Source organism: Rummeliibacillus sp. JY-2-4R (assembly GCF_053847205.1).
In genome coordinates, this window is the sequence record NZ_CM132623.1 from 2710098 (window position 1) to 2731235 (window position 21138).

The window sequence follows — 21138 nt, forward strand, 5'->3', positions numbered from 1 at the left end:
CTCCTAGATTTTACTCATCTTTTAATTATGTGATTTATTCATTAACTTTAACCATTGCTGGTCGTAGTACACGATCTTTTAGGATATACCCCTTTTGCAACTCTTGTAAAATGACTCCTGATTCTTTTGTTTCATCATTTTCTTGCATAACTGCATGATGAATGTTTGGATCAAACGCTGTGTCTTCAGTTGCAATTGGTTCTAAGCCTTCTTTTTTTGTTGCTTCTATCAATAAACGGTACACCATGTCAATTCCTTGTTTCATTGACTTGGCATCTTCCGTTGTTGCCTCAACTTGTAAAGCACGTTCAAAATTATCTAGCACTGGAAGTAAATCTGTAAGTAAACTTTGTGCACGATATTTTTCTTGTGCTACACGATCAATTTGATTGCGACGCTTTAAGTTGTCGAAATCAGCTCGTAAGCGTACATAACGCTCTTCTTGCTCCGCTAGCTTTTCATTTAACAGCGCTAGCTCGTCTGGTTCATCAACTTTTCCATTGTTTTCAACTGTTTCTTCTACAGTTGCTTGTTGTTCTTCATTTTCAGCTGTCTTTTCCTCTACTACTGTTTCTTCAGTAGTTTCTTCGTTTTCAACTAGCTGATCTTTTTCTTCATTTGCTTTAGACAATTGTCATCCTCCTCTAATGTCGGTCACTTGCTTCTTTTTGAAAATTGGCTAGATAAGCCATTACTCATGAAGTCAAGTATTGAAACTACACGTTTGTAATCCATTCGTGTTGGACCGATGATAGCAATAGATCCTGTTAGCTCTTCACCAACTGAATATGATGCAGTAATAACACTACAATCTTCCATCGCTAAATGCTGATTTTCAGAGCCTATACGGATATGAATTCCCGTTTCATGTAATGGGAAAATCGATTGAATCTGGCTCGTTTTCTCCATTAGTTCCATTAGCATTCGGACTTTGTTTAAGTCATGGAATTCTGGTTGGTTAAGCATATTCGTTTTTCCACCATAATATATTTTACCTTCGTTTTGATAATTGTTCACATTAAAGATTGACGAAAGTAAGTCACTATAGGTACCTAGATGTTGTTTAATCATTGCAGCTGCCTCTAGCTCAAGCTTATGATGTAGATGCTCAAGCGGAACACCAACAAGTCGCTCATTTAATATGTTAACGACTTTCTCAATATCCGATGGTGAATAATCTTGGGGAACAGAGATTAAACGGTTTTCAACATGTCCATTATTCGTTACGATAATTGCTACTGCAGAATCATCAGTTAATGGCACAATTGAAAAATGTTTTACTGTATGAAGCTGAACATCTGGTCCTAAAATAATGGAAGTATAAGTCGTCAAGTCAGATAAAATATCAGCTGATTTACGAATAACTTGTTCCGTTTCCATCATCCGATCTTGGAATACGGATTGGATGGTTTTGATATCTTGAGTATTAATAACTTGAGGCCTTAACAAATGATCCACATAAAATCTATATCCTTTTTCAGATGGTATACGTCCTGAAGAAGTATGCGTTTTTTCTAAGTAACCTAGTTCCTCTAAATCTGCCATTTCGTTTCGGATAGTTGCGGCACTAAAGGTCATGCCTTCCTTCTTCGCAATTTGGCGAGATCCAACTGGTTGTGCAGTTCCAATGAAGTCATCTATAATTACTTGCAGTATTTGCAATTGTCGATTTGTAAGCATGATCATCACCTCTCGTTGTTAGCACTCAACATAAGGGAGTGCTAATACAATAATTAATTTATCACCTCTTCAAAATCATGTCAATGAAAATGCATAGGATTACAATAAAAATTCTTCAAATACTTCATTACCTACAAAACGCCCTTTTCGAGTTAGTTGAATAACATCCTCATCTATCCACAAAAGGCCTTTATTCTTTAGCTCATCTAATTGTTTTTCATAAATACTTTCGATTGTACAATTAAACTTTTTATAAAAGTGCTTTTTACTAACTCCTGCTGTTTTGCGCAGTCCTAAAAAGAGTTCTTCCTCAATCTTTTCTTTTTTTGTTTCTACATGTGTTTCATGAATTGGCTTATTGCCGTTAGCAATTGATCCCATATATTTTTTTAGTGGACCATGATTTGAGTAGCGTATACCATTAATATACCCATGTGCTCCCGCACCAAACCCTGCATATTCGTCGTTATCCCAGTAGATTCGATTATGAATCGATGAGTACCCATCTTTACTAAAATTGCTTATTTCATATTGATGTAATCCATGCTTTTCCATTTCACTCATCAACACATCATACATTTCTGCTTCAGTATCTTCGCCCGGTAGTCGTAATTTTCTTTTTGCCATAAGATTATAGAAAATAGTCTTTGGCTCAACAATCAGTGAATAAGCAGAATAATGCGGAAGTTGAAGTGAAAAAGCTATTTCTAGCGTTTCTTGCCATTGCTGCATCGTTTGCCCAGGTAATCCGTACATTAAGTCAATACTGATATTTTCAAATCCAATCTTCTTTGCTTCTTCAATAGCACCAAAAACTTGGGTGTTTGAATGGGTCCTACCTAAATTCGTCAATAATTCTTGTTGAAACGCTTGAACACCTAAACTAAGCCTATTGACGCCACCGTTATAAAGTACCTGTAACTTGTCCTTCGTCAATTCATCAGGATTTGCTTCTGAAGTAAATTCTGTAACATGATCCATTGGTATATACTTTCGAATTAACTCTAGTAGCCTATTCAATTGTTCCTCTGATAAGGATGTGGGTGTTCCTCCACCCAAGAAAATTGTTTCAATGTTAGAAAAATCCTGTTCTTCGCTCCATAAGCGCATTTCTTCACCTAATGATTCAATATATTCATCGACTGGCTGGTTTTTAAAAAACACTTTGTTGAAATCACAATAGTTACAAATCTGATGGCAAAACGGAATATGGATATAAATACCTCTAGCCAATCCAAAACCTTCTTTCAAGTATATTCACATAAATTTCATTAGATATAGTTTAATGTATTTCTTGATTTTATCAAAATAAAAAAGAAACGTTTGCTTTAAACGCTTCTTTGTCATCACTTAAAAAATCTATTTAATTGAAGTTTTTGACCTTGGCAGATTCGTTCCTGTCTTTTGAGTTCTTCTAATTTACTATGCATGTGAGTGATGCGGCTTTCAAAAGTGCTTAGTTTATATTCAATCGCTGTCATTAAACGTTCAAGACATTCGATATCCTCTTTAAACACCATATGATCACTCCTTTTCATATTGAATTTAATTTTAGTATGTATAAATTCAGGCACTACCAAACTAATTTTCACTACATTCGAACTATTTTTCTGTTTATCCATTACTATTGTACCTGCAATTTCATTTCGAGTCCAGGATTTTCAGTAAAACAAAAAAAGTGCTACCGCATAGGAAGTTAATCACTTTGCGATAGCACTTACTTTTTTATAATGGCTAATCAATATGGAATAGCTTATTTTTTAGGTTGATCGTCATCCATTTTCAATACCGCCATAAAGGCTTCTTGAGGAACTTCAACAGAACCTACTTGTTTCATACGTTTTTTACCTTCTTTTTGTTTTTCAAGAAGTTTACGTTTACGTGAGATATCCCCGCCGTAACATTTTGCCAATACATTTTTACGCATTGCTTTGATGGTTGAGCGTGCGACAATTTTTTGACCAATTGCTGCTTGTACTGGTACTTCAAATTGTTGACGTGGGATGAGCTCTTTTAATTTCTCTACAATTATTTTACCACGTGCATATGCAAAGTCTTTGTGAACGATAAAGCTTAATGCATCGACATGTTCTGCATTTAGTAAAATATCCATCTTCACTAAACTAGATGGTTTATACCCAATTAACTCATAGTCAAATGATGCATATCCTTTTGTGCTAGATTTAAGTTGGTCAAAGAAATCATAGACGATTTCTGAAAGTGGAATTTCATAGAAAATATTCACACGTGTTGTATCAATATAATCCATTGTTAAGAAACTACCACGTTTTCGTTGGCAAATTTCCATTACTGCTCCAACATAATCATTTGGCACCATGATATTTGCTTTTACATAAGGCTCTTCAATTCGGTCGATTTTTTGTGGTTCCGGCATCATTGATGGGTTGTCCACTTTTACTTCTTCACCATCTGTCATGTGTACATGATAAATAACACTTGGCGCAGTAGTGATTAAATCGATATTAAACTCTCGTTCGATTCGTTCTTGGATAATTTCCATATGAAGCAAACCTAAGAATCCGCATCGGAATCCAAATCCTAGAGCTTGTGATGTTTCTGGCTCATATTGTAGTGCAGAGTCGTTCAACTCTAGTTTTTCCAATGCTTCACGTAAATCATTATAACGTGCTGTATCGATTGGATATAAACCGCAGTATACCATTGGATTTAATCTACGATAACCAGGTAATGCCTCAGATGCTGGATTATTTGCAAATGTAATTGTATCCCCTACACGAGTATCACCGACATTTTTGATAGAAGCAGTTAAATATCCAACATCCCCAACTGTTAAAAATTTAGTAGGTGTAATTTTTGGAGTATGTACACCGACTTCGATGACTTCGAATTCAGCACCTGTTGCCATCATACGAATCTTATCACCTGGCTTAACAGTACCTTCTACAATTCGAATAGAAGTAATGACACCACGATATGCATCATAAACAGAGTCAAAAATAAGTGCTTGTAGTGGTGCTTCTGGGTCTCCAACTGGTGCTGGAACTTTTTCTACAACTTGTTCTAAAATATCTTCAATTCCTATACCAGCTTTTGCAGATGCTAATACTGCGTCTGTTGCATCTAAACCAATAACATCTTCTATTTCAGCACGAACACGCTCTGGATCAGCTGAAGGAAGGTCAATTTTGTTGATGACCGGTAAAATTTCAAGGTCATTGTCTAGCGCTAAGTAAACGTTCGCTAAAGTCTGAGCCTCAATTCCTTGTGCAGCATCAACTACTAAAATTGCACCTTCACATGCAGCTAAACTTCTTGATACTTCATATGTGAAATCGACATGTCCTGGTGTATCAATTAGATGTAAAATATAAGTTTCACCATTTTTCGCTGTGTAGTGTAGCTGAACAGCGTTTAATTTTATCGTAATTCCACGTTCTCTTTCTAAATCCATGGAATCTAGAAGTTGTTCTTTCATTTCACGTGCAGTTAGTGCCTGTGTTTTCTCTAAAATACGGTCTGCTAATGTTGATTTTCCGTGGTCAATATGAGCGATAATAGAGAAATTGCGTATATGTTCTTGACGGTTGATCAGTTCTTCTCGGTTCATGCGTTCCACTCCTATTTAAACTACTAGAATTATAGCAGTGATTCGCCTGATATTGCAATGTTAGGATGATGCTGGTTCGACAAACGCTTCTTCGATTGCTCTTGCTAAAATCGCAATCGAACGATTTAACTCTTCTTCACTATTTGACACCCCACCAAGTTCTATCAAGATTATTTTCTTAGACAGATCTTGATTATAAATTCCATTGACACCTTCTCCAGATTTTTTCATCACACCTCTTGAAATACCTGGCACTAAACTATTTAGCTTTTTAGACAACCGTTCAGCATATGCCTCGTTTGCTTGATATTGACTGTTTTCCCCACCAATAATTAATGCCATTTTAGCGTATGAACTACCATTATAAGTGGCAGTCGTAACGGCTTTTCCGGCAGAATCTCTATGAATATCCATGATTAAGTCATAATCATGTTGATCAATCTGTTTTTTTACATAGGGACGGACTGCATCATAAGCCTGATAAAATGCCATATGTTGTTGTTTCATCAGCTTCATAGTATCCAATTTTAGAACATCTGTATCAATATTGTTTTGTTTAAAGTGGTTTACGAATAAATCACCTAATGTTCTTACATTCGCCATTTCAGAGTAGACTGAAATGATTTGTTTCCGTTGTTTTAGCATGGGATAATAAGCTTCTTGTGAGTGGGTAAAATAAATCAATGTTTTAAAATTATAGGTTTTGTTCTTTTCCGAGACTTTTGTGGCGAGTGTTTTGTTAGCAGCGAATGCGATTTGGGTTTCTTGCTTCGGTTCATCAATAATATTTTGCTGATTTTGCCAAATTGGGATTTTCGCTGCAATAATAGGTAGTGAAAAAAAGATTGCTAAGAATAATACACTAAATTTCCATCGTCGTTGGCGTCTTTGCATCCTATATCCCTCCTCCTGTTACTTTATGGAGAAGGGATGTTATTTAGAACCTTATGCAGGACTCAACCATCTTGTACATACGCTTGCAAGCATGGATACATAGGCTGATACCCAATCATCAATATTTTTTGGTGTTACAAACAGGCGTTGTTGACCCGTTAAAACTTCTTGGAAAAGTTGCAGTCTTTCGTTCTTATCCCAGTTCACCCATTCTCCAAAAATCGGCAATAATGCTTCTGGCAAAATAGGTGTATTTTCATCTACCTGGTACGATGAAACGGATAAAGCAGACGATGGTCTTTTTCCTTCTGCTATTTTTGCGGAAATATATCTAAACAATGTTTCGACAGCATCTGAAATAAGTACAGGTCCATCGACAACTGTTGGTAATCCGATAGCTGTTACCGGACACCCCATTGATTCCTTCGATATTTCTTTTCTAGCATTACCAACCCCCGCACCAGGTTGAATCCCTGTATTTGTAATTTGTACGGTTTTACACAGTCGATCACTAGAGTTTGTTGCTAGTGCATCGATGATAACGATTAATGTGGGCTTGATATTTTCAGCAAGTGCTTTGACAAATTCACTCGTCTCATAACCAGTCTGAGCTGTAACACCAGGTGCATAAATGATGCAATTATCTTGAATCATAATTTCTTGATTATGCAAATGCTCAATTGTTAATGGTCCGATCGCATCTGGAGTAATCGTACGATTGCCCAGTCCAATAATAAGTACTTTTTTTAACTGCTCCTTAGAATGTATTTTTTGAAGTACCTTTATAATATTTTCTTCAAATATTTCAAGACCTTCTGGATCATATGCTTCTAATGTTGGAACTGATAATGTTACATAAATCCCTTCTTTTTTCCCTATATGTTCCTCTCCTTTTTTAGAAACCGTTACTTGTGTGATTTTCACGATTTCTTCCCAATTCTCTTGAATATCAATACCGTTAGAATTCCTTAGTTTCGAGCGTTCTTCCTCTGTCTTATGATTAATATATGCTTCTGTTTCATCTACTAGGTCTGTTGTAGACCATTGGAAGTTTTCCATAATCTCACCTCATTTTTAGTGTGTACATTGTGTCAAGTAAATATTCTTTGCAATTCTCTCTTGATTTTTCTATTAGGATTTTGCTATAATGATGCTTGTTGTATTAGACACATGAAAGTTGAGAATTTACTCATCTCGATCCATTTTAGGAGGTGAACGTTAATGCCAAACATTAAATCTGCAATCAAACGCGTAAAAACTGCTGAAACTGCTAACACTCAAAACGCACAAGCAAAATCTGCTATGCGTACTGCTGTGAAAAAAGCTAACGCTGCACTTGAAGCAAAAGAAGAAAACGCAAAAGAACTTTTAAATGTTGCTGTTAAATCTTTAGATAAAGCAGCTTCTAAAGGCTTAATCCACAAAAACGCAGCTTCTCGTCAAAAAGCTCGTTTAATGAAAAAAGCTTAATCCTATTTAGGATTCAAAAAAAGAGGGTGTCCAAAGAAATTCTTTTGGACACCCTCTTTACTTTCTTCTTATAAAGGCTTCATCAGGAATAATTCCAAGAATCTTTCCCTTTTCCCACCCATAGATTTTAATTGTAAATCAACCTCAGAAAGTCCATACAACGCTTTTAACAATGATTCATCTGAAACATTACGGTGATCTTCTACGATTCTTTTGACGCGATAAGGATTCACTTTTAACTGTTTAGCAATTTGACCAGGATGATATCCTTTTTTCAATAAATAATAGACATTAGACATTAATCGTATTTGGGAAGCCAATAGTGCAACGAGCATAATAGGCTCTTGCTTTTGTCGTATTAAGTCATGATATATTGACAAACATTGAGAGATATCATGTCGCAAATAGGCATTTAACATTTTAAAAGCATCTTGTTCTAATGTTTTGGCTACTAATTCATCAACCAGAGATATGCTAATATTCTTTTCATCACCTAGGTATAAACTAATTTTCTCTATTTCTGATTGTAAATGAATCATATCCATCCCAACCATTTCAATTAGTTTTGAAATTGCCTCTTCGTCAATCGTTTTTCCTCTAGACGATACTTCGTTTTGTACCCAAACAGCCAAATCGTGCTCTTTAGGAGTTTCCGCAAGCAGATAAACAGCATGTTGTTTCATTTGCTTAGTCACTTTTTTACGTTCGTCAAGCTTTTCATAAGGAGCAATGAATATCGTAATGGATGTATCTGATGGAAATTCAAGCCAATTAGCTAATCTTGTTAAATCATGATTAACTTTCTCTTTTGATTTATCTGTTGCTTTTAAAAAGTTTGCATTTTTAGCAATTATAAGCTTTTTACTAGAAAAGAAAGGGATTGTGTCAGATTCGTCAATCACATAATCTACCGGTTTTTCATCCAGATCTATCGTGATCGTTTCAATTTCTCCCTCTTCCTCAATTTTCAACTTTATACGTCGAATAGTTTCATCTATAAAATAGGATTCAAGTCCAGCTAGCAAATAAACTGGTGCTATTTTTCCTTTTTGAATCTCATTCCATAATTTTGTAAACATAATATCCTCCTAATAACACAACACTTCTTCTAGTATACATTCAATTTTTAGTCTCTGCATAGTCTAGATAGATTCTGTTAACAATAGTTGAATCACCCTATTTACGCATTCAATATAGATTTTTTGTAAGCATTACCGTATAATTAAGACGAATTAGGAGGGATATTAATGAATCCATTTGAAAATGATGTACAAAGTAAAAGAAATGACGCTCTTGATTCAGGCGTAGGCTTCGGCGTATCATTTGTATTCTTCGCACTTATGTTTATTATTGCTACTATAGTTGACTACGTGAACTTATAGGCGTCTACCCGAAAAAGCTTTGTCACTCGGACAAAGCCTTTTTCATTTCTATTAATTGTGAAGTTGTAATAATATTCCATTTATTTTCCGTTAACTTTACTTCAATTGTTCCTACTTCAGCTGTGTTTAGAGTATTTAACTCTAGTCGTTCATAACGTTTTACTACCTCCTTATTAGGATGCCCATATCGATTATTTAACCCCGTTGAGAAGATCGTCAGTAGTGGATTTGTTGTAACTAAAAACGCCTCCGAACTTGAAGTTTTACTTCCATGATGCCCAGCTTTTAATATTGTTACGTTTTCGATGGATTGAATCTTTTTATTTACCAGACGTAATTCACCCGGTTCCTCTAAATCGCCCGTAAATAATATTTTAAACTTCCCATAGCGCAATAAAAGTACGAGGGAATCGTCATTTCCTTCATAATGGGTATCTGCTGGTGATAGATAATCAAAATATACATCCCCTTCACGCCAATTCATTGCCATTATTTTTTCTCCTAGCGGGACTTTCTTACTATTCATAAATTGAACCACATCTTGCATCACGCCTTTTTTCCATGAATTAGGGGTAACATGAATTTCTTTTACGCGTATTTCTTCCATTACCTCTTCTGCACCTTCCACATGATCCGCATCAGCATGTGTGAGTATCATTGTATCGATAGACCTTATACCACGGCCTTTTATGTACGGTACAACAATCCTTCTACCAATTTCGAATTCGACTTTTGACTGTTTCCAAAAATCCTGGTCAAAACGTAAGAGTCCCCCTGTATCGATGACATATACCTTTTTTCGAAATGGAAGTTCGATTAAAGCACAATCTCCCTGACCTACATTCAAAAAGGTAATTCGTACATCTTTGTGTAAACTTGGCGCGATATGAATGACCATTGCCGGAATGATTATACAACTTGCAGCAACAACAAATTTACCTTTTTCAAAAAACAAAAAAGCTGCTAATACACCTATAAATGCCAAACAACATATTATTACACTCGGTCTTCCGGTAACCCACATTTGAAAAGGGACTGCCTGTAACCACATAATAATTTTTGTAATAAGCCCCCTTAAAGGTTCATAGATGAAAAAAAGCAATCCTGCAAGTGAAGGGAATACAGCTGATAGCACGAGCAAGACAATATTTATAGGCAAAACCACAAATGAAAAAAGCGGAACAAAAACAATATTTGTAAGAAACGATGAAAGACTTAGTTCAAAAAAATGATAAATGAGCAACGGATATACAAGAAGTTGACATACACTTGTTAAATAGAATGACTGTAGGATTACATTTTGTGTTGATTGTAATATTTTATTTGAAAATACTAGAGCGACAGTTGCTAAAAAAGATAGCTGAAACCCGATTTGAAAAATAATACTTGGCTGATATAAAACAAACAAAATAAAACTTAATGATAATGCATCATCAATTGATAATCTATAAGAGAAAAGTTTAACAATCATGACCATTTCTACAACAATGACTGAGCGCCAGACAGAAGGGGCTCCCCCAGCCAAGCACGCATAAATTGGCAACGAAATCATTATGACAAGCTTTGCATGCTCCCGCCTTACCCCCAGTCGAAGAAGCAATTCGTTTACTAATATAGCTAGTAATGCTATATGTGAACCAGAAATTGCAAATAAATGCGTAATCCCAAGCTTTTGATAGGCTCTTTCTACATCAGGATCAACATTTTCTTGTTCCCCTATTATTAAGGCTTGTGCTTCAGCTACTAGACTTTTCGGAAAAGTGTTTTCTATATGCTTCTTAACTGCAAATCTTTGTTCTGCTAATATAGCCGAAAGTGAGTTTTTCTTTTGTAAATAAGTTGCTTGTTCAATTTCATAAATTCCTAGTGCGCCATGACTTTCAATATAATCTTCCATCGAGAAAGCATATTGATGCGCAGGCAATGCTTCCGGAACCAATTCCCCCTTTACTTGAAATGTTAGACCACTTAGTGAAATACCTTCATATTTAGCCTTTTCTTGTTGGGATTGAAATGTTTGAACAGCATATACTTTTGCACCATTTGCTAATATTGCAAAGCCTCTTAGCTTTGATCCGTTAATTGTATAGGATTCTGTCCATGTTAAGGTTGTAAGTTTTTGGATGGGGTGTATTCTAAGTTGTAAAATAGATGAGGTATAATAGAATGCAAAAAAAGAGATGATTACAACAATTGCAATCATCTTACCGTTTTCTTTTTTCCACAATAAATACAAACTATAAGGGATTAGTAGTACTAATAGCCACTTATATATATGAGCTGCTATAGTTCCTAATAATAAGCCTAACGCAACATAAATTATTTTATGTCTAAGGACGACTTTCCAAATAATTCCTCCACCTTCTGTTCATATGGTTCCAATTCCTTTTGAGTAGCACCTCGGCCACGAAGCTCATTTAACAATTCAACATATAGCGAAATTTTCTCTTCACTTAGAAAATCTATTTTTCGTTCATCAAACGGAACTTGTACAACATTGACACCTGCTTGTTCTAATAATTCTAGCGCATATGGATTATTCTTATAGTCCGTTGCATAGAAAAGATTTTTAATACCTGCTTGAATAATTGATTTAGTACAAGGTAAACAAGGAAAATGCGTTACATATATATCTGCACCATTTGTAGGAGTTCCGTATTTTGCGCATTGTAACAATGCATTCACTTCTGCATGAACTGTTCGAACACAGTGATTGTCCACTACATAGCAGCCTTTATCGATACAGTGATCATCACCAGAAATTGAGCCATTGTATCCTCCAGCAATAATTCTTTTATCTCGAACAATTGTTGCACCAACGGATAATCTTGTACAAGTACTTCTTAAAGCTAGTAAATGACTTTGTGCCATAAAAAATTGGTTCCATGTAATTCGCTCCATATAAATGCCTCCTGAATAAATCTACTATTACCAGTTTAGTTTTAGTATATTAGTTTTTCAACAGTCAAAATAACTCAAAATTATTGGACTGATAAAAAATCTTTTAAAGATTCGAACGTTTTTTCACCAATACCCGTCACATTCTTTAAATCTTCTATTGTTTTAAATGGTCCATTTTCAGTTCGATAAGCAATAATTGCTTTTGCTTTTGCTGGTCCCACTCCATTAAGTGTAGTAAGACCTGCTTCATCTGCCGTGTTAATATTGACTAATTCGGATGACTTGTTTGCACTTTCTCCCCCGTTTTGAGTAGAGGGTACAGATGAAGAAGATTGATCAGCGATATTAAGCACTTTTTCTGTTTCTTCGCCCTTTTGTGGAACGTAGATGACCATTTCGTCTTGTAATTTTTGGGCATGATTAATCTGCCTTGATTGTGCATTTTTTGCATATCCACCCGCAATTAAAATCGCATCAATCACTCGACTATCTGCATCAAGCTTATAAACGCCAGGATTTTTAACCGCACCTTTAACATCTACCATAATGGAAGTAGTTGCAACTGCACCTTGCTTTTGCGTGTCGTTTTGCTTGTCTTCTAGTAATTTAGGATTGAAATTGGTGGATTGTTGATCTATATTGAGTTGTTTTTCATCTTGAATTGTTGAGAATAGCTCGTCCTGTGGGGGTGTGGACGATTGTTTGAAGATATAACCAAAAGTAATACATACAACAAGTATGATTATGGGGATGATATACTTGTTGTCATTTTTCTTAAAAAAAGAAGGAATTAGCTAAGCACTCCCTTTCTTTTCAAAAGGCATTTATACGAAGCTAATTCCAATATATATTATTTTCCAATATTTGAAAAGACTATTTTACTGCTCTAAAGAATATTCTTTCAGATTCTTCTGTTGGCTGTTCTGGTGAAAAATCAGCAGTAATTGTAATATCACGAAAACCTGCTTGATGTAACATTTCTATATATGTTGTTATTTCAAATGTTCGTTGATAATGATATTCTTCAAATCGTTCATAATAACCGTTTGCTTGTTGTACATAGAATACCATATCATGATGAACAGAATGGGGTTCTTCCCCTGGCTCTGTTACCCATAAATACGTAATTTCGCCATCATCATATGTAAATGGAGATTCCATAAAGATTTCATCCATTTTAAATAAGGAATGTACATCAAAGAATAATTGTCCACCTCGGCGTAGTGCTTGGTAAATGCGAGATAAGGTTTGTTGAACTGCCTCTTGTTGTTCTACATAATTTATCGAATCAATCGGAATCGTTACCACATCAAGATTCTCAAATCCCTCTAGCTCATCCATTGACATACAAAACAGAGGTACATCTATTTTTTGCTCCAAGAATCGTTGTGAAGCAATCATTAACATTTCTTCAGATAAATCAAGCCCACTAACTTCAAACCCCTGTTTAGCAAATTTTTCGGCCATGATTCCAGTGCCACAACCAATATCTAGTAGCTTTTTATATTCTTTTGCCGGTGCAAACGTTGTAATCCAACGAATATATTCATCATAAGGAATGTCAGTCATTAATTTGTCGTAAACTTCTGCAAACCGTCCGTAACTACTCATTCTGGGTCAATCGCTAAGAATTTTTCTGGTGCATCGGCCCAAAGACGTTCTAAATTATAGTACTGACGTTCATCCTTATGGAAAATATGACAAACCACATCTCCAAGATCAACTAGAATCCAACGAGCAGTATCAAATCCTTCAATACGTTTAACTTCATAGCCCTCTTTATGTGCTACATCAGCGATTTCTCTAGCAATCGCTTGCGCTTGACGATCAGAATTCCCATGGCAAATTAAGAAATAATCTGCTAATAATGAAACGCCCTGCATATTTAATACAACGATATTTTCTGCTCGTTTGTCATCTGCTGCTTTAAAAGCAATATCTAATAATGGTTTTGTCATTCTGTCACTTTTCCTTTCTTTTTCAACAATAAGTCGTTATAACATTCAAATGAATCTGGGAAAACTGGTTGATGCTTGCTGATTAAAAATGATATTGAATGTCCTATACATTTAATCATTAAATCATGTAATTCTAAATTCTTTGCAGCATCCCGTAATTCGTCTACACCAGGAAATTTACGATTAGGTTCAATCATATCTGCAATATAGACGATTTTTTCTAAATTACTTTGACCTGCTCGTCCTGTTGTATGAAATCTGATTGCATTTAGCATGTCCCCATCTGCTATATTAAATTCTTTTTTTGCTACATAAGCACCAACAGGACCATGCCAAAGCTCATGATGATACTCAAGTAACGCCTTATCCATTTTTTGTTCGATGATTACTTGTTTCATCCACTCACGGTCAGCATACTTACATGAGTCATGTAAAATCGCCGATACTTCTGCTTTTTTTGGATCTTCCCCAAAACGTTTTGCAAGCTTTATAGCTGTATCCGTCACACCAATTGTATGGATATAACGCTTTTCCGGCATACGGTCTTTCATCGCTAATAATAATTCATCGCGTTCCATATAAACCTTCCTCTCGTATATACTGTTCAACGGCTGTCGGCACTAAAAATGTCACAGTTCGTCCTTCTTGTAATCGATTTCGAATCATCGTAGAAGATAAATCCATAAGAGGGGCTTCTATTAGCTGTACAGGAAGTTTTGTTATGCCTTGCGTACCTGGACGATGTACACCAACAAAATGTACCAATTCAGTTAGTTCCTTAATATGGTACCATTCATCAAGCATATCAATCATATCGCCACCGATAATGAAATAGAACTCTGTATCAGGTTCACGCGATGTTAAAACTCTCAAAGTTTCATATGAATAAGATACTCCACCGCGATTGATTTCATACGGCTCTATTTTAAAATACGGAATAGATTGAATGGCAAGTTTTGTCATATGAAGTCTTTCTTGTGCAGTAGCATCCTGTGGTTTCACTTTATGAGGAGGTACCGCATTTGGCATAAAACGCACTTCGTCTAATCCTAAAACATCATAGACCTCATTTGCCATCAATAAATGTGCCATATGAGGTGGATTAAATGTTCCACCAAGAAGTCCTACTTTTTTCATCTAATCAAATCCTTATTTTGCTTTTGGTAATTCGATTTTACGATGCTCACGTTTTGAAGCTTGTTTATATAAAACAACTGTTAATCCAATTAGTTGGACAAGTTCTGAATTCGTCCCTTCAGCTAATTGTTCTGCTACGTCTTTCTTATCAAACTCACAGTTGTCTAAAATACGCACTTTCAATAGTTCACGTACTTCTAATGCTTGTTTAATTTGAACAAGCATAGCTTCATTTACCCCACCCTTTCCAACTTGGAAAATTGGTTGTAATGAGTGTGCTTCAGCACGCAAAAATCTTTTTTGTTTACCTGTTAACATGAAATTAATTTCCTCCTAATTGCTTAAGCAGAATATTATCTACAACTTCTGCTTTCGGATAACTACCAGTCCAATAACTGTATGCTAGTGCACCTTGGTGAATGAACATTCCAAGACCAGTTACAATTGTAGCTCCTTTTCTCTTTGCCTCATTTAAAAATGGTGTCATTAATGGATTATACACAATATCCGCTACGATTGCAGTGGAAGATAGTTTTGCAAGTGATAAGGGTAAGGCAAATTCACTTTTGTTTAAGCCTGCAGATGTAGTTTGAATGAGAACTTCAAACTCATCTAGTTTTTCTGAGGCCTCACTTAAAGTAATAGCTTGCGAATCAATATCTAACTCATCACATATAGCTTGTGCTTTTGATACAGTTCGATTTGCAATGGTAATATGTGTGTATCCTGAATTAACAAGTGCAAAAACAATACCTCTCGCTGCACCCCCAGCACCGATCACTAATATATGCTTTTCACGATGACTATTGCCAACGTTTTCCTCTAATGAACGGACAAATCCTAAACCATCTGTATTATATCCCTTGTAAGTACCATCTTGTAAACGAACGACTGTATTGACAGCCCCCATTTTTCGAGCTGACTCATCAAGTTCATCTAAGAATGGAATAATTTTCTCTTTATGTGGAATGGTAATATTCCATCCGCTGCAACCAAGCGTTTTTAATGCTTGTACTGCTTGTTCCAACTCTTCATGTTTGACATGAATTGGAATATAGCTCGCATCCCGATTCTCATCTACCATCCATGCATTATGCATGAGTGGAGACATCGAGTGTTCAATAGGATCACCAATAACCGCGTACCATTTTCTCAAAACTTCTCTCCCCCTAGATTAATGAAGGCCGAATTTGAACTTCTACACCTTCTGGGGCATATGCTGCAACTACTACATTTGGATCTTGAATCGTAATCCAACCAAGACCTGAAAATACGATATCTGTTTTTGCTTCTTTTATTGAAAATTCATGTCGTACTAATTTTGGTAGTCGGTCCATATACTGATTAGATGGTGGAGCTAGTAATTCACCTTTATGATTTGCGTACAATTCATCTGCATTTTCTAATTTTGTTCTGTGAATATTTAAATCATTTGCAATGTGAATCGTAAAAGCAGATCTTTTTCCTTGTATAAAATCAAATCGAGCTAAAGCACCAATAAACAATGTTTGCTCTGGATTTAGTTGGAATACTTTTGGTTTGATCTCTTTTTTAGGCATGATAAATTTTAATTCAGATGGATCTAAATAATGTGCCATTTGATGATGATTAATAATTCCTGGTGTGTCATAAATAGCATGACCATCATCTAAAGGAATTTCAATCATATCAAGCGTTGTACCTGGGAAGTAAGATGTCGTTATAATATCGCCTTCACCTGTAGCTTGTTTGATGATACGGTTGATAAAAGTGGATTTACCTACATTTGTACAACCAACAACATAAACATCTTGACCTTTGCGATATTTATCAATTGCATCCATCGCTTCTTGCATGCCTTGTCCTTTTTGTGCACTTACTAACAAAACATCAATCGGTTTTAACCCTAATTCTTTTGCTTCTCGTTTTAACCAATTGATTACCTTTTGTTTTTTCACAGACTTTGGCAACAAATCAACTTTGTTTGCAATTAGTAATACTGGATTATTCCCAACAAAACGGTGTAATCCTGGCAACCAGCTACCATTAAAATCAAAAATATCTACAATTTTTACAATCAACCCATTATGTTTACCTAAACCATTTAAAATACGTAAAAAATCGTCATCTGTTAGAGACACAGGTTGAAGTTCATTGTAGTTTTTCAAACGGAAGCAACGCTGACAAATGACATCTTCTTTTTCCAAAGAGGAAACAGGAGCATATCCTGGTGCGTTTTTGTCTTCTGTTTGGATTTGTGTACCACAGCCGATACAATGTGGCATTTCGTTCATTATTTTTCCTCCCAAGTTTTAATACCTTTTTTGCTTAAATATTTATATACACGTCTTTCAATCATACGATTAAAACGCGTAACAAAGCCATCTGATTGTGCAACAGGTTTTACTAATATGGTGTGCAATTTACTACGATTTGCTCCCATCATATCTGTCAGCATTTGATCGCCTAACATCAATACTTCTTCGGGTCTCATTTTAAGCAAATCAAGCGCTCGCTTAAATCCTCTTGCAAGTGGCTTTTGAGCTTTAAAAATATAAGGAATCCCTAATGGATCCGCAAACTTTTTCACTCGTGGTTCTTTATTGTTTGACAGGATAACTATTTGAATACCGGCATCATGCATTATTTTGAACCATTCTATAAGTTCTTCTGTAGCATCTGGACGATCCCATTCTATCAATGTGTTATCAAGGTCTGTAATAATTCCTTTAATGCCCAATTGCATTAGCTTTTCCGGTGTTATATCAAAAACCGAAAGAGCAAATTCTTTTGGCATAATTAATTTGTACAAATTTTTCACATCTTTCTAATTTAATGCGGAGATACTAAAGATATTTACAACATAACTTTTAAAATTATACCATATGTGCAAACGCTTGACCCACCTTGATATGTGTACCTTGCACAACATTCTCTAAAAATTCAATGCTATTTTCATTAAATAATAATACAACCGTTGAACCAAACCCAAAAAAGCCTACCTCTTCTCCCTTTTTCCAGTAATTCGCAGTATTCGTAAGATTAATCGAATTGACAAACATTGCACCAACTTTTATAAATGCACAACGCGAACCGTTATCAGCTACCAATTCAGTTATTTGTCGGTAGTTTTTTGAGATTGGTTGGTTTCCGTAAGTTAATCCAAAACCATTGACAGGGTATGATTTTCTTCCGAGTGTATATTGTCTCACTACACTCGCATCAATTGGACTATGAAAGTGATGATAATCGGCAGGACTAAGATAAAAAACAATATACTTGCCGTTTAAATATCGATCAACGATTTCATTTTTTCCTAATAAATCTTTTAAGTCATAGGATTTACCTTTAACATAAAAAATTGTATTTTTCTCTATATCACCAAACGATTCAATTTTAGCATCAACCGGGCTTATATAAATATCGCTTCCTTTTGCAATTAGTCGAGCATCAGATTTTAGATTTCGTATAAAAAAATCTTGTAGATTTCGAAAGTCTTCTTTTTTTCCTGAAACTTCATCAAGCTTAATCCCGTATACTTTAATGTATGAAGAAATGAATTTTTTACTTAATCTTGAAGTTGATAGATGCTGAAGAAGAAAGGATGACCATTTTCCATTTGTTAGTTCAATAATAGATCGGTAAAGTTTTTCTCTAATCAATTGATTACCTCATTTTAAAAAAGTTTTACAGTACTATATTAAAAGCAGTATAATATTTAAATATAGAAATTAAAAGGAGTGCTGTCCATTGTTTCTTATTCAAAAAGTGGATACCACAATTAAAAAAATGAAATCACACTTAGCAAATTTAATTACAATTGGTAATATATCATTTGGTGGCGCATCAATTATGTCTACCATCAATGAATCATATAATTATGCGGTCTTGTTTATATTCATAGCTGCATTTTTAGATCGATATGATGGAAAAGTAGCTCGAAAATTTAATCAAGAATCAGAATTAGGGAAACAATTAGATTCCATGAGTGATATTATATCATTTGGAGTGGCCCCTGCGTTACTAATGTATGTAATGACAGTAAGAGATTATGGAACAATTGGTATGATTGTTACTGTGTTGTATATTGCTTGCGGTGCATTTAGACTTGCACGTTTTAATATAACAGAGTCAAATGGATACTTCTGCGGATTACCTATTACCGCAGCAGGTGCGATTTTAACAGTATCATTTTTCTTGATTCCTATCTTCTCAACTGCGTTCTTTTTATTTTTATTCCCGCTATTATCGATTCTTATGATTAGTACATTTTCTTTAAAAAAAGTTTAAAAAAACATTTTTAAGTGATCTACAATTGTAGGTCACTTTTTTGTTGTAAAATGTAAGGATGTGTCATATGTTGTATTATTCACTATCACGAAAGGATGAAGACAATAAGTACCCTTTTAACAGCCATTTTACAACTCTGGGTTGATCTCCCTGTCATTCTTGGCTATTTAAAAGGGCAATCTTTTCCTCAGCCCTTTACGAAGGAAGAAGAAGCAGAGTGTCTTGAACGATTTTTAAATGGTGATGAATCGGCTAAGTTAGAGTTAATTGAGAGAAACATGCGCTTAGTAGCTCACGTAGTAAAGAAATTCCATCCTAAACATGAGCAATTAGATGATTATATCTCTATTGGAACAATCGGATTAATGAAAGCCGTTGCAAGCTTTACACCTCAGAAAAAAACCAGACTTGCAACTTATGCTGCCAGATGTATCGAAAATGAAATATTAATGCACTTGCGAAGTCAGAAAAAAGTGCAAAAGGACGTTTCATTATATGAAACCATCGGCTCTGACAAAGATGGCAATCCCCTTGAAATTGCGGACTTTCTTCAAAGTGATGATCCCTCAACAGAGCAACAAATTGAACGACGTGAAGAGGAACAAAGACTATATGAACACTTAGACTTATTGGATGAGAGAGAATTATCGATTATCCAACAACGTTACGGACTTGGCCAGCAAGATGCAAAAACACAAAAAGAAATTGCACAGGAAATGAACATCTCAAGGAGTTATGTAAGCAGAATTGAGAAAAGAGCTTTAATCAAGCTCTAGCAACATTTCAAACGAAAAAAATCTTAGAGGGATGCACGATTCATATTAAAAAATAAAAAAGGAGTGCCCCAAATAATAAGGGAACTCCTTTTTCGTTTGTTTAAAATACTTTTTTCTTGATTGCCACTTAAATAAGATGATTAACTTAAAATTTGCTTAGTTCTAAAATTGATATTTCTCCAAAGAAAATTTCTGATTTTATTATCTTTAAAATGTAACTTTCTTTTGAAATGTAACTCAAAATTTCTTCCGGAGTCTGTGCTCTATATCTTTGATATGGATGCCATCCAGTTATCTTCTCACTAGGTATTTGCCTAAAATAAGAAAAATACAGAGACATATCATACTGAGGTATTTGATAAAACCGTTTATAGAAGAATAAGGAGTGACTAACTTTGAATTATCATCCATATTTACCGGGCCATCATCATTACTATTATGCCTATCCACGTCCTAGATTTTATTATTCCTGGCAAATGCAATGCTATCAGCAATGCTTATCAAATGGAGGTACTCCAGAATCCTGCTGCTTTTTCTGTGATTTACCTTGTTATTCCCCCTGGTAATGTACTGCAGCTTAATTCCCTAAGAGGAGAGTAGGGGTTCGAAATTTTGGAATTTATAGCTAATTCACCATAAATCAACTCGGGATGAATGATTTTAATCATAAATAAAAAAGGAGTTGCTTAAGCAACTCCTTTTTTGATCATTTTGCTAGACTTTTGTGTATTATGGATTACTTTTATTATCCTGTTTCGGACACTAGCTGCTCGAGAGTGCACAGGATGTGTCGTGCTTTTAGGCTTTCTTCCTTGATTAGGTCTCTCGGTCGAAAGCTGAATATACACTTTTGATTCGTGCCTTCCAGTGCTTGTTGCAGCTAAACGAGCCGCCCTCAGCACTTAATTTTATCCGGCTTCAGCGGCTAGACCCTCGAGTCACAACTCTTTCTCGGTCGAAAACTGAAAAGACGTTTTCGATTCGAAAGCTTATGTGATTTTCGGGTCTGGACGAGCCGCTTCAGCACTTATTTTATTCAGGAGATACTTCGGATACCATTATTAGACTAAATACTACTGTTA

At 35.3% G+C, this 21138-nt stretch carries 24 protein-coding genes; 4 read left to right on the top strand and 20 right to left on the bottom strand.

The annotated features are described in order from the left end of the window. Window positions 1-34 precede the first annotated feature (34 nt). From grpE to gpr, 7 genes are all read right to left on the bottom strand, one after another. Window positions 35-631 (bottom strand): nucleotide exchange factor GrpE, encoded by a 597-nt coding sequence (grpE, locus tag ACWV26_RS13295; protein ID WP_455895213.1) that lies wholly within the window; start codon window positions 629-631, stop codon window positions 35-37. A gap of 23 nt (window positions 632-654) precedes the next feature. Further along, the gene (gene hrcA, locus ACWV26_RS13300; RefSeq protein WP_455895214.1) at window positions 655-1680 is read right to left on the bottom strand and encodes a heat-inducible transcriptional repressor HrcA; all 1026 of its coding nucleotides are present in this window, start codon (window positions 1678-1680) and stop codon (window positions 655-657) included. A 99-nt stretch (window positions 1681-1779) separates the two neighbouring features. Next, window positions 1780-2913: a radical SAM family heme chaperone HemW gene (hemW, locus tag ACWV26_RS13305; RefSeq protein ID WP_455895215.1), complete on the bottom strand. Its 1134-nt coding sequence runs from the start codon at window positions 2911-2913 to the stop codon at window positions 1780-1782. A gap of 113 nt (window positions 2914-3026) precedes the next feature. Then, on the bottom strand, window positions 3027-3302 hold the full coding sequence (locus ACWV26_RS13310) for a hypothetical protein (protein ID WP_455895216.1): 276 nt from the start codon (window positions 3300-3302) through the stop codon (window positions 3027-3029). 131 nt (window positions 3303-3433) lie between these two features. Then, entirely contained in the window at window positions 3434-5269 is a 1836-nt protein-coding gene (gene lepA / locus ACWV26_RS13315; protein WP_455895217.1) for a translation elongation factor 4, read from the bottom strand. Window positions 5270-5329: 60 nt separating this feature from the next. Then, entirely contained in the window at window positions 5330-6163 is an 834-nt protein-coding gene (gene spoIIP, locus ACWV26_RS13320) for a stage II sporulation protein P (RefSeq protein WP_455895218.1), read from the bottom strand. Between the two features lie 51 nt (window positions 6164-6214). Continuing rightward, window positions 6215-7222, bottom strand: a complete 1008-nt coding sequence (gene gpr, locus ACWV26_RS13325; protein ID WP_455895219.1) for a GPR endopeptidase — start codon at window positions 7220-7222, stop codon at window positions 6215-6217. 162 nt (window positions 7223-7384) lie between these two features. On the opposite strand from gpr, the gene rpsT reads away from it, so the two are divergent. Continuing rightward, entirely contained in the window at window positions 7385-7633 is a 249-nt protein-coding gene (rpsT, locus tag ACWV26_RS13330) for a 30S ribosomal protein S20 (protein ID WP_455895220.1), read from the top strand. A gap of 68 nt (window positions 7634-7701) precedes the next feature. On the opposite strand, the gene holA is transcribed toward rpsT, so the two are convergent. After that, entirely contained in the window at window positions 7702-8712 is a 1011-nt protein-coding gene (gene holA, locus ACWV26_RS13335) for a DNA polymerase III subunit delta (RefSeq protein WP_455895221.1), read from the bottom strand. 168 nt (window positions 8713-8880) lie between these two features. Here holA and ACWV26_RS13340 point away from each other — a divergent pair, with 168 nt between their 5' ends. Further along, window positions 8881-9015, top strand: coding sequence for a YqzM family protein (locus ACWV26_RS13340; protein WP_455895222.1), 135 nt, complete (start codon window positions 8881-8883; stop codon window positions 9013-9015). Window positions 9016-9037: 22 nt separating this feature from the next. Here ACWV26_RS13340 and ACWV26_RS13345 read toward each other — a convergent pair whose 3' ends face one another. The 12 genes from ACWV26_RS13345 to ACWV26_RS13400 all read right to left on the bottom strand — a co-directional run bounded on the left by ACWV26_RS13345 (window position 9038) and on the right by ACWV26_RS13400 (window position 18649). Beyond that, on the bottom strand, window positions 9038-11242 hold the full coding sequence (locus tag ACWV26_RS13345; RefSeq protein ID WP_455895223.1) for a DNA internalization-related competence protein ComEC/Rec2: 2205 nt from the start codon (window positions 11240-11242) through the stop codon (window positions 9038-9040). Window positions 11243-11334: 92 nt separating this feature from the next. Next, window positions 11335-11916 carry a ComE operon protein 2 gene (locus ACWV26_RS13350; RefSeq protein ID WP_455895224.1) on the bottom strand — a complete coding sequence of 194 codons (582 nt, stop codon included), beginning with the start codon at window positions 11914-11916 and terminating at the stop codon, window positions 11335-11337. 80 nt (window positions 11917-11996) lie between these two features. Beyond that, the gene (locus tag ACWV26_RS13355) at window positions 11997-12461 is read right to left on the bottom strand and encodes a helix-hairpin-helix domain-containing protein (RefSeq protein WP_455895225.1); all 465 of its coding nucleotides are present in this window, start codon (window positions 12459-12461) and stop codon (window positions 11997-11999) included. Window positions 12462-12789: 328 nt separating this feature from the next. Further along, window positions 12790-13527 carry a class I SAM-dependent DNA methyltransferase gene (locus tag ACWV26_RS13360; protein ID WP_455895226.1) on the bottom strand — a complete coding sequence of 246 codons (738 nt, stop codon included), beginning with the start codon at window positions 13525-13527 and terminating at the stop codon, window positions 12790-12792. Further along, window positions 13524-13874: a ribosome silencing factor gene (rsfS, locus tag ACWV26_RS13365; RefSeq protein ID WP_455895227.1), complete on the bottom strand. Its 351-nt coding sequence runs from the start codon at window positions 13872-13874 to the stop codon at window positions 13524-13526. Before rsfS ends, ACWV26_RS13360 begins: the two co-directional genes overlap by 4 nt. Then, window positions 13871-14452, bottom strand: a complete 582-nt coding sequence (yqeK, locus tag ACWV26_RS13370) for a bis(5'-nucleosyl)-tetraphosphatase (symmetrical) YqeK (protein WP_455895228.1) — start codon at window positions 14450-14452, stop codon at window positions 13871-13873. Before yqeK ends, rsfS begins: the two co-directional genes overlap by 4 nt. Continuing rightward, on the bottom strand, window positions 14439-15011 hold the full coding sequence (locus ACWV26_RS13375) for a nicotinate-nucleotide adenylyltransferase (RefSeq protein WP_455895229.1): 573 nt from the start codon (window positions 15009-15011) through the stop codon (window positions 14439-14441). The genes yqeK and ACWV26_RS13375 overlap by 14 nt, the downstream gene beginning before the upstream one ends. 12 nt (window positions 15012-15023) lie before the next feature. After that, the gene (gene yhbY, locus ACWV26_RS13380; RefSeq protein WP_455895230.1) at window positions 15024-15329 is read right to left on the bottom strand and encodes a ribosome assembly RNA-binding protein YhbY; all 306 of its coding nucleotides are present in this window, start codon (window positions 15327-15329) and stop codon (window positions 15024-15026) included. 4 nt (window positions 15330-15333) lie between these two features. Continuing rightward, window positions 15334-16167 carry a shikimate dehydrogenase gene (gene aroE, locus ACWV26_RS13385; protein WP_455895231.1) on the bottom strand — a complete coding sequence of 278 codons (834 nt, stop codon included), beginning with the start codon at window positions 16165-16167 and terminating at the stop codon, window positions 15334-15336. Between the two features lie 13 nt (window positions 16168-16180). After that, window positions 16181-17284, bottom strand: a complete 1104-nt coding sequence (gene yqeH, locus ACWV26_RS13390) for a ribosome biogenesis GTPase YqeH (protein WP_455895232.1) — start codon at window positions 17282-17284, stop codon at window positions 16181-16183. Next, window positions 17284-17787: a YqeG family HAD IIIA-type phosphatase gene (locus ACWV26_RS13395; protein WP_455898256.1), complete on the bottom strand. Its 504-nt coding sequence runs from the start codon at window positions 17785-17787 to the stop codon at window positions 17284-17286. The genes yqeH and ACWV26_RS13395 overlap by 1 nt, the downstream gene beginning before the upstream one ends. A 79-nt stretch (window positions 17788-17866) precedes the next feature. Then, window positions 17867-18649 carry a phosphatidylserine decarboxylase gene (locus tag ACWV26_RS13400; protein ID WP_455898257.1) on the bottom strand — a complete coding sequence of 261 codons (783 nt, stop codon included), beginning with the start codon at window positions 18647-18649 and terminating at the stop codon, window positions 17867-17869. A 91-nt stretch (window positions 18650-18740) separates the two neighbouring features. Between ACWV26_RS13400 and pssA the strand changes: the two genes are divergently transcribed. Continuing rightward, window positions 18741-19280: a CDP-diacylglycerol--serine O-phosphatidyltransferase gene (gene pssA, locus ACWV26_RS13405; protein ID WP_455895233.1), complete on the top strand. Its 540-nt coding sequence runs from the start codon at window positions 18741-18743 to the stop codon at window positions 19278-19280. Window positions 19281-19384: 104 nt separating this feature from the next. Beyond that, on the top strand, window positions 19385-20056 hold the full coding sequence (sigK, locus tag ACWV26_RS13410; RefSeq protein ID WP_455898258.1) for an RNA polymerase sporulation sigma factor SigK: 672 nt from the start codon (window positions 19385-19387) through the stop codon (window positions 20054-20056). The last annotated feature ends 1082 nt before the right edge of the window (window positions 20057-21138 follow it).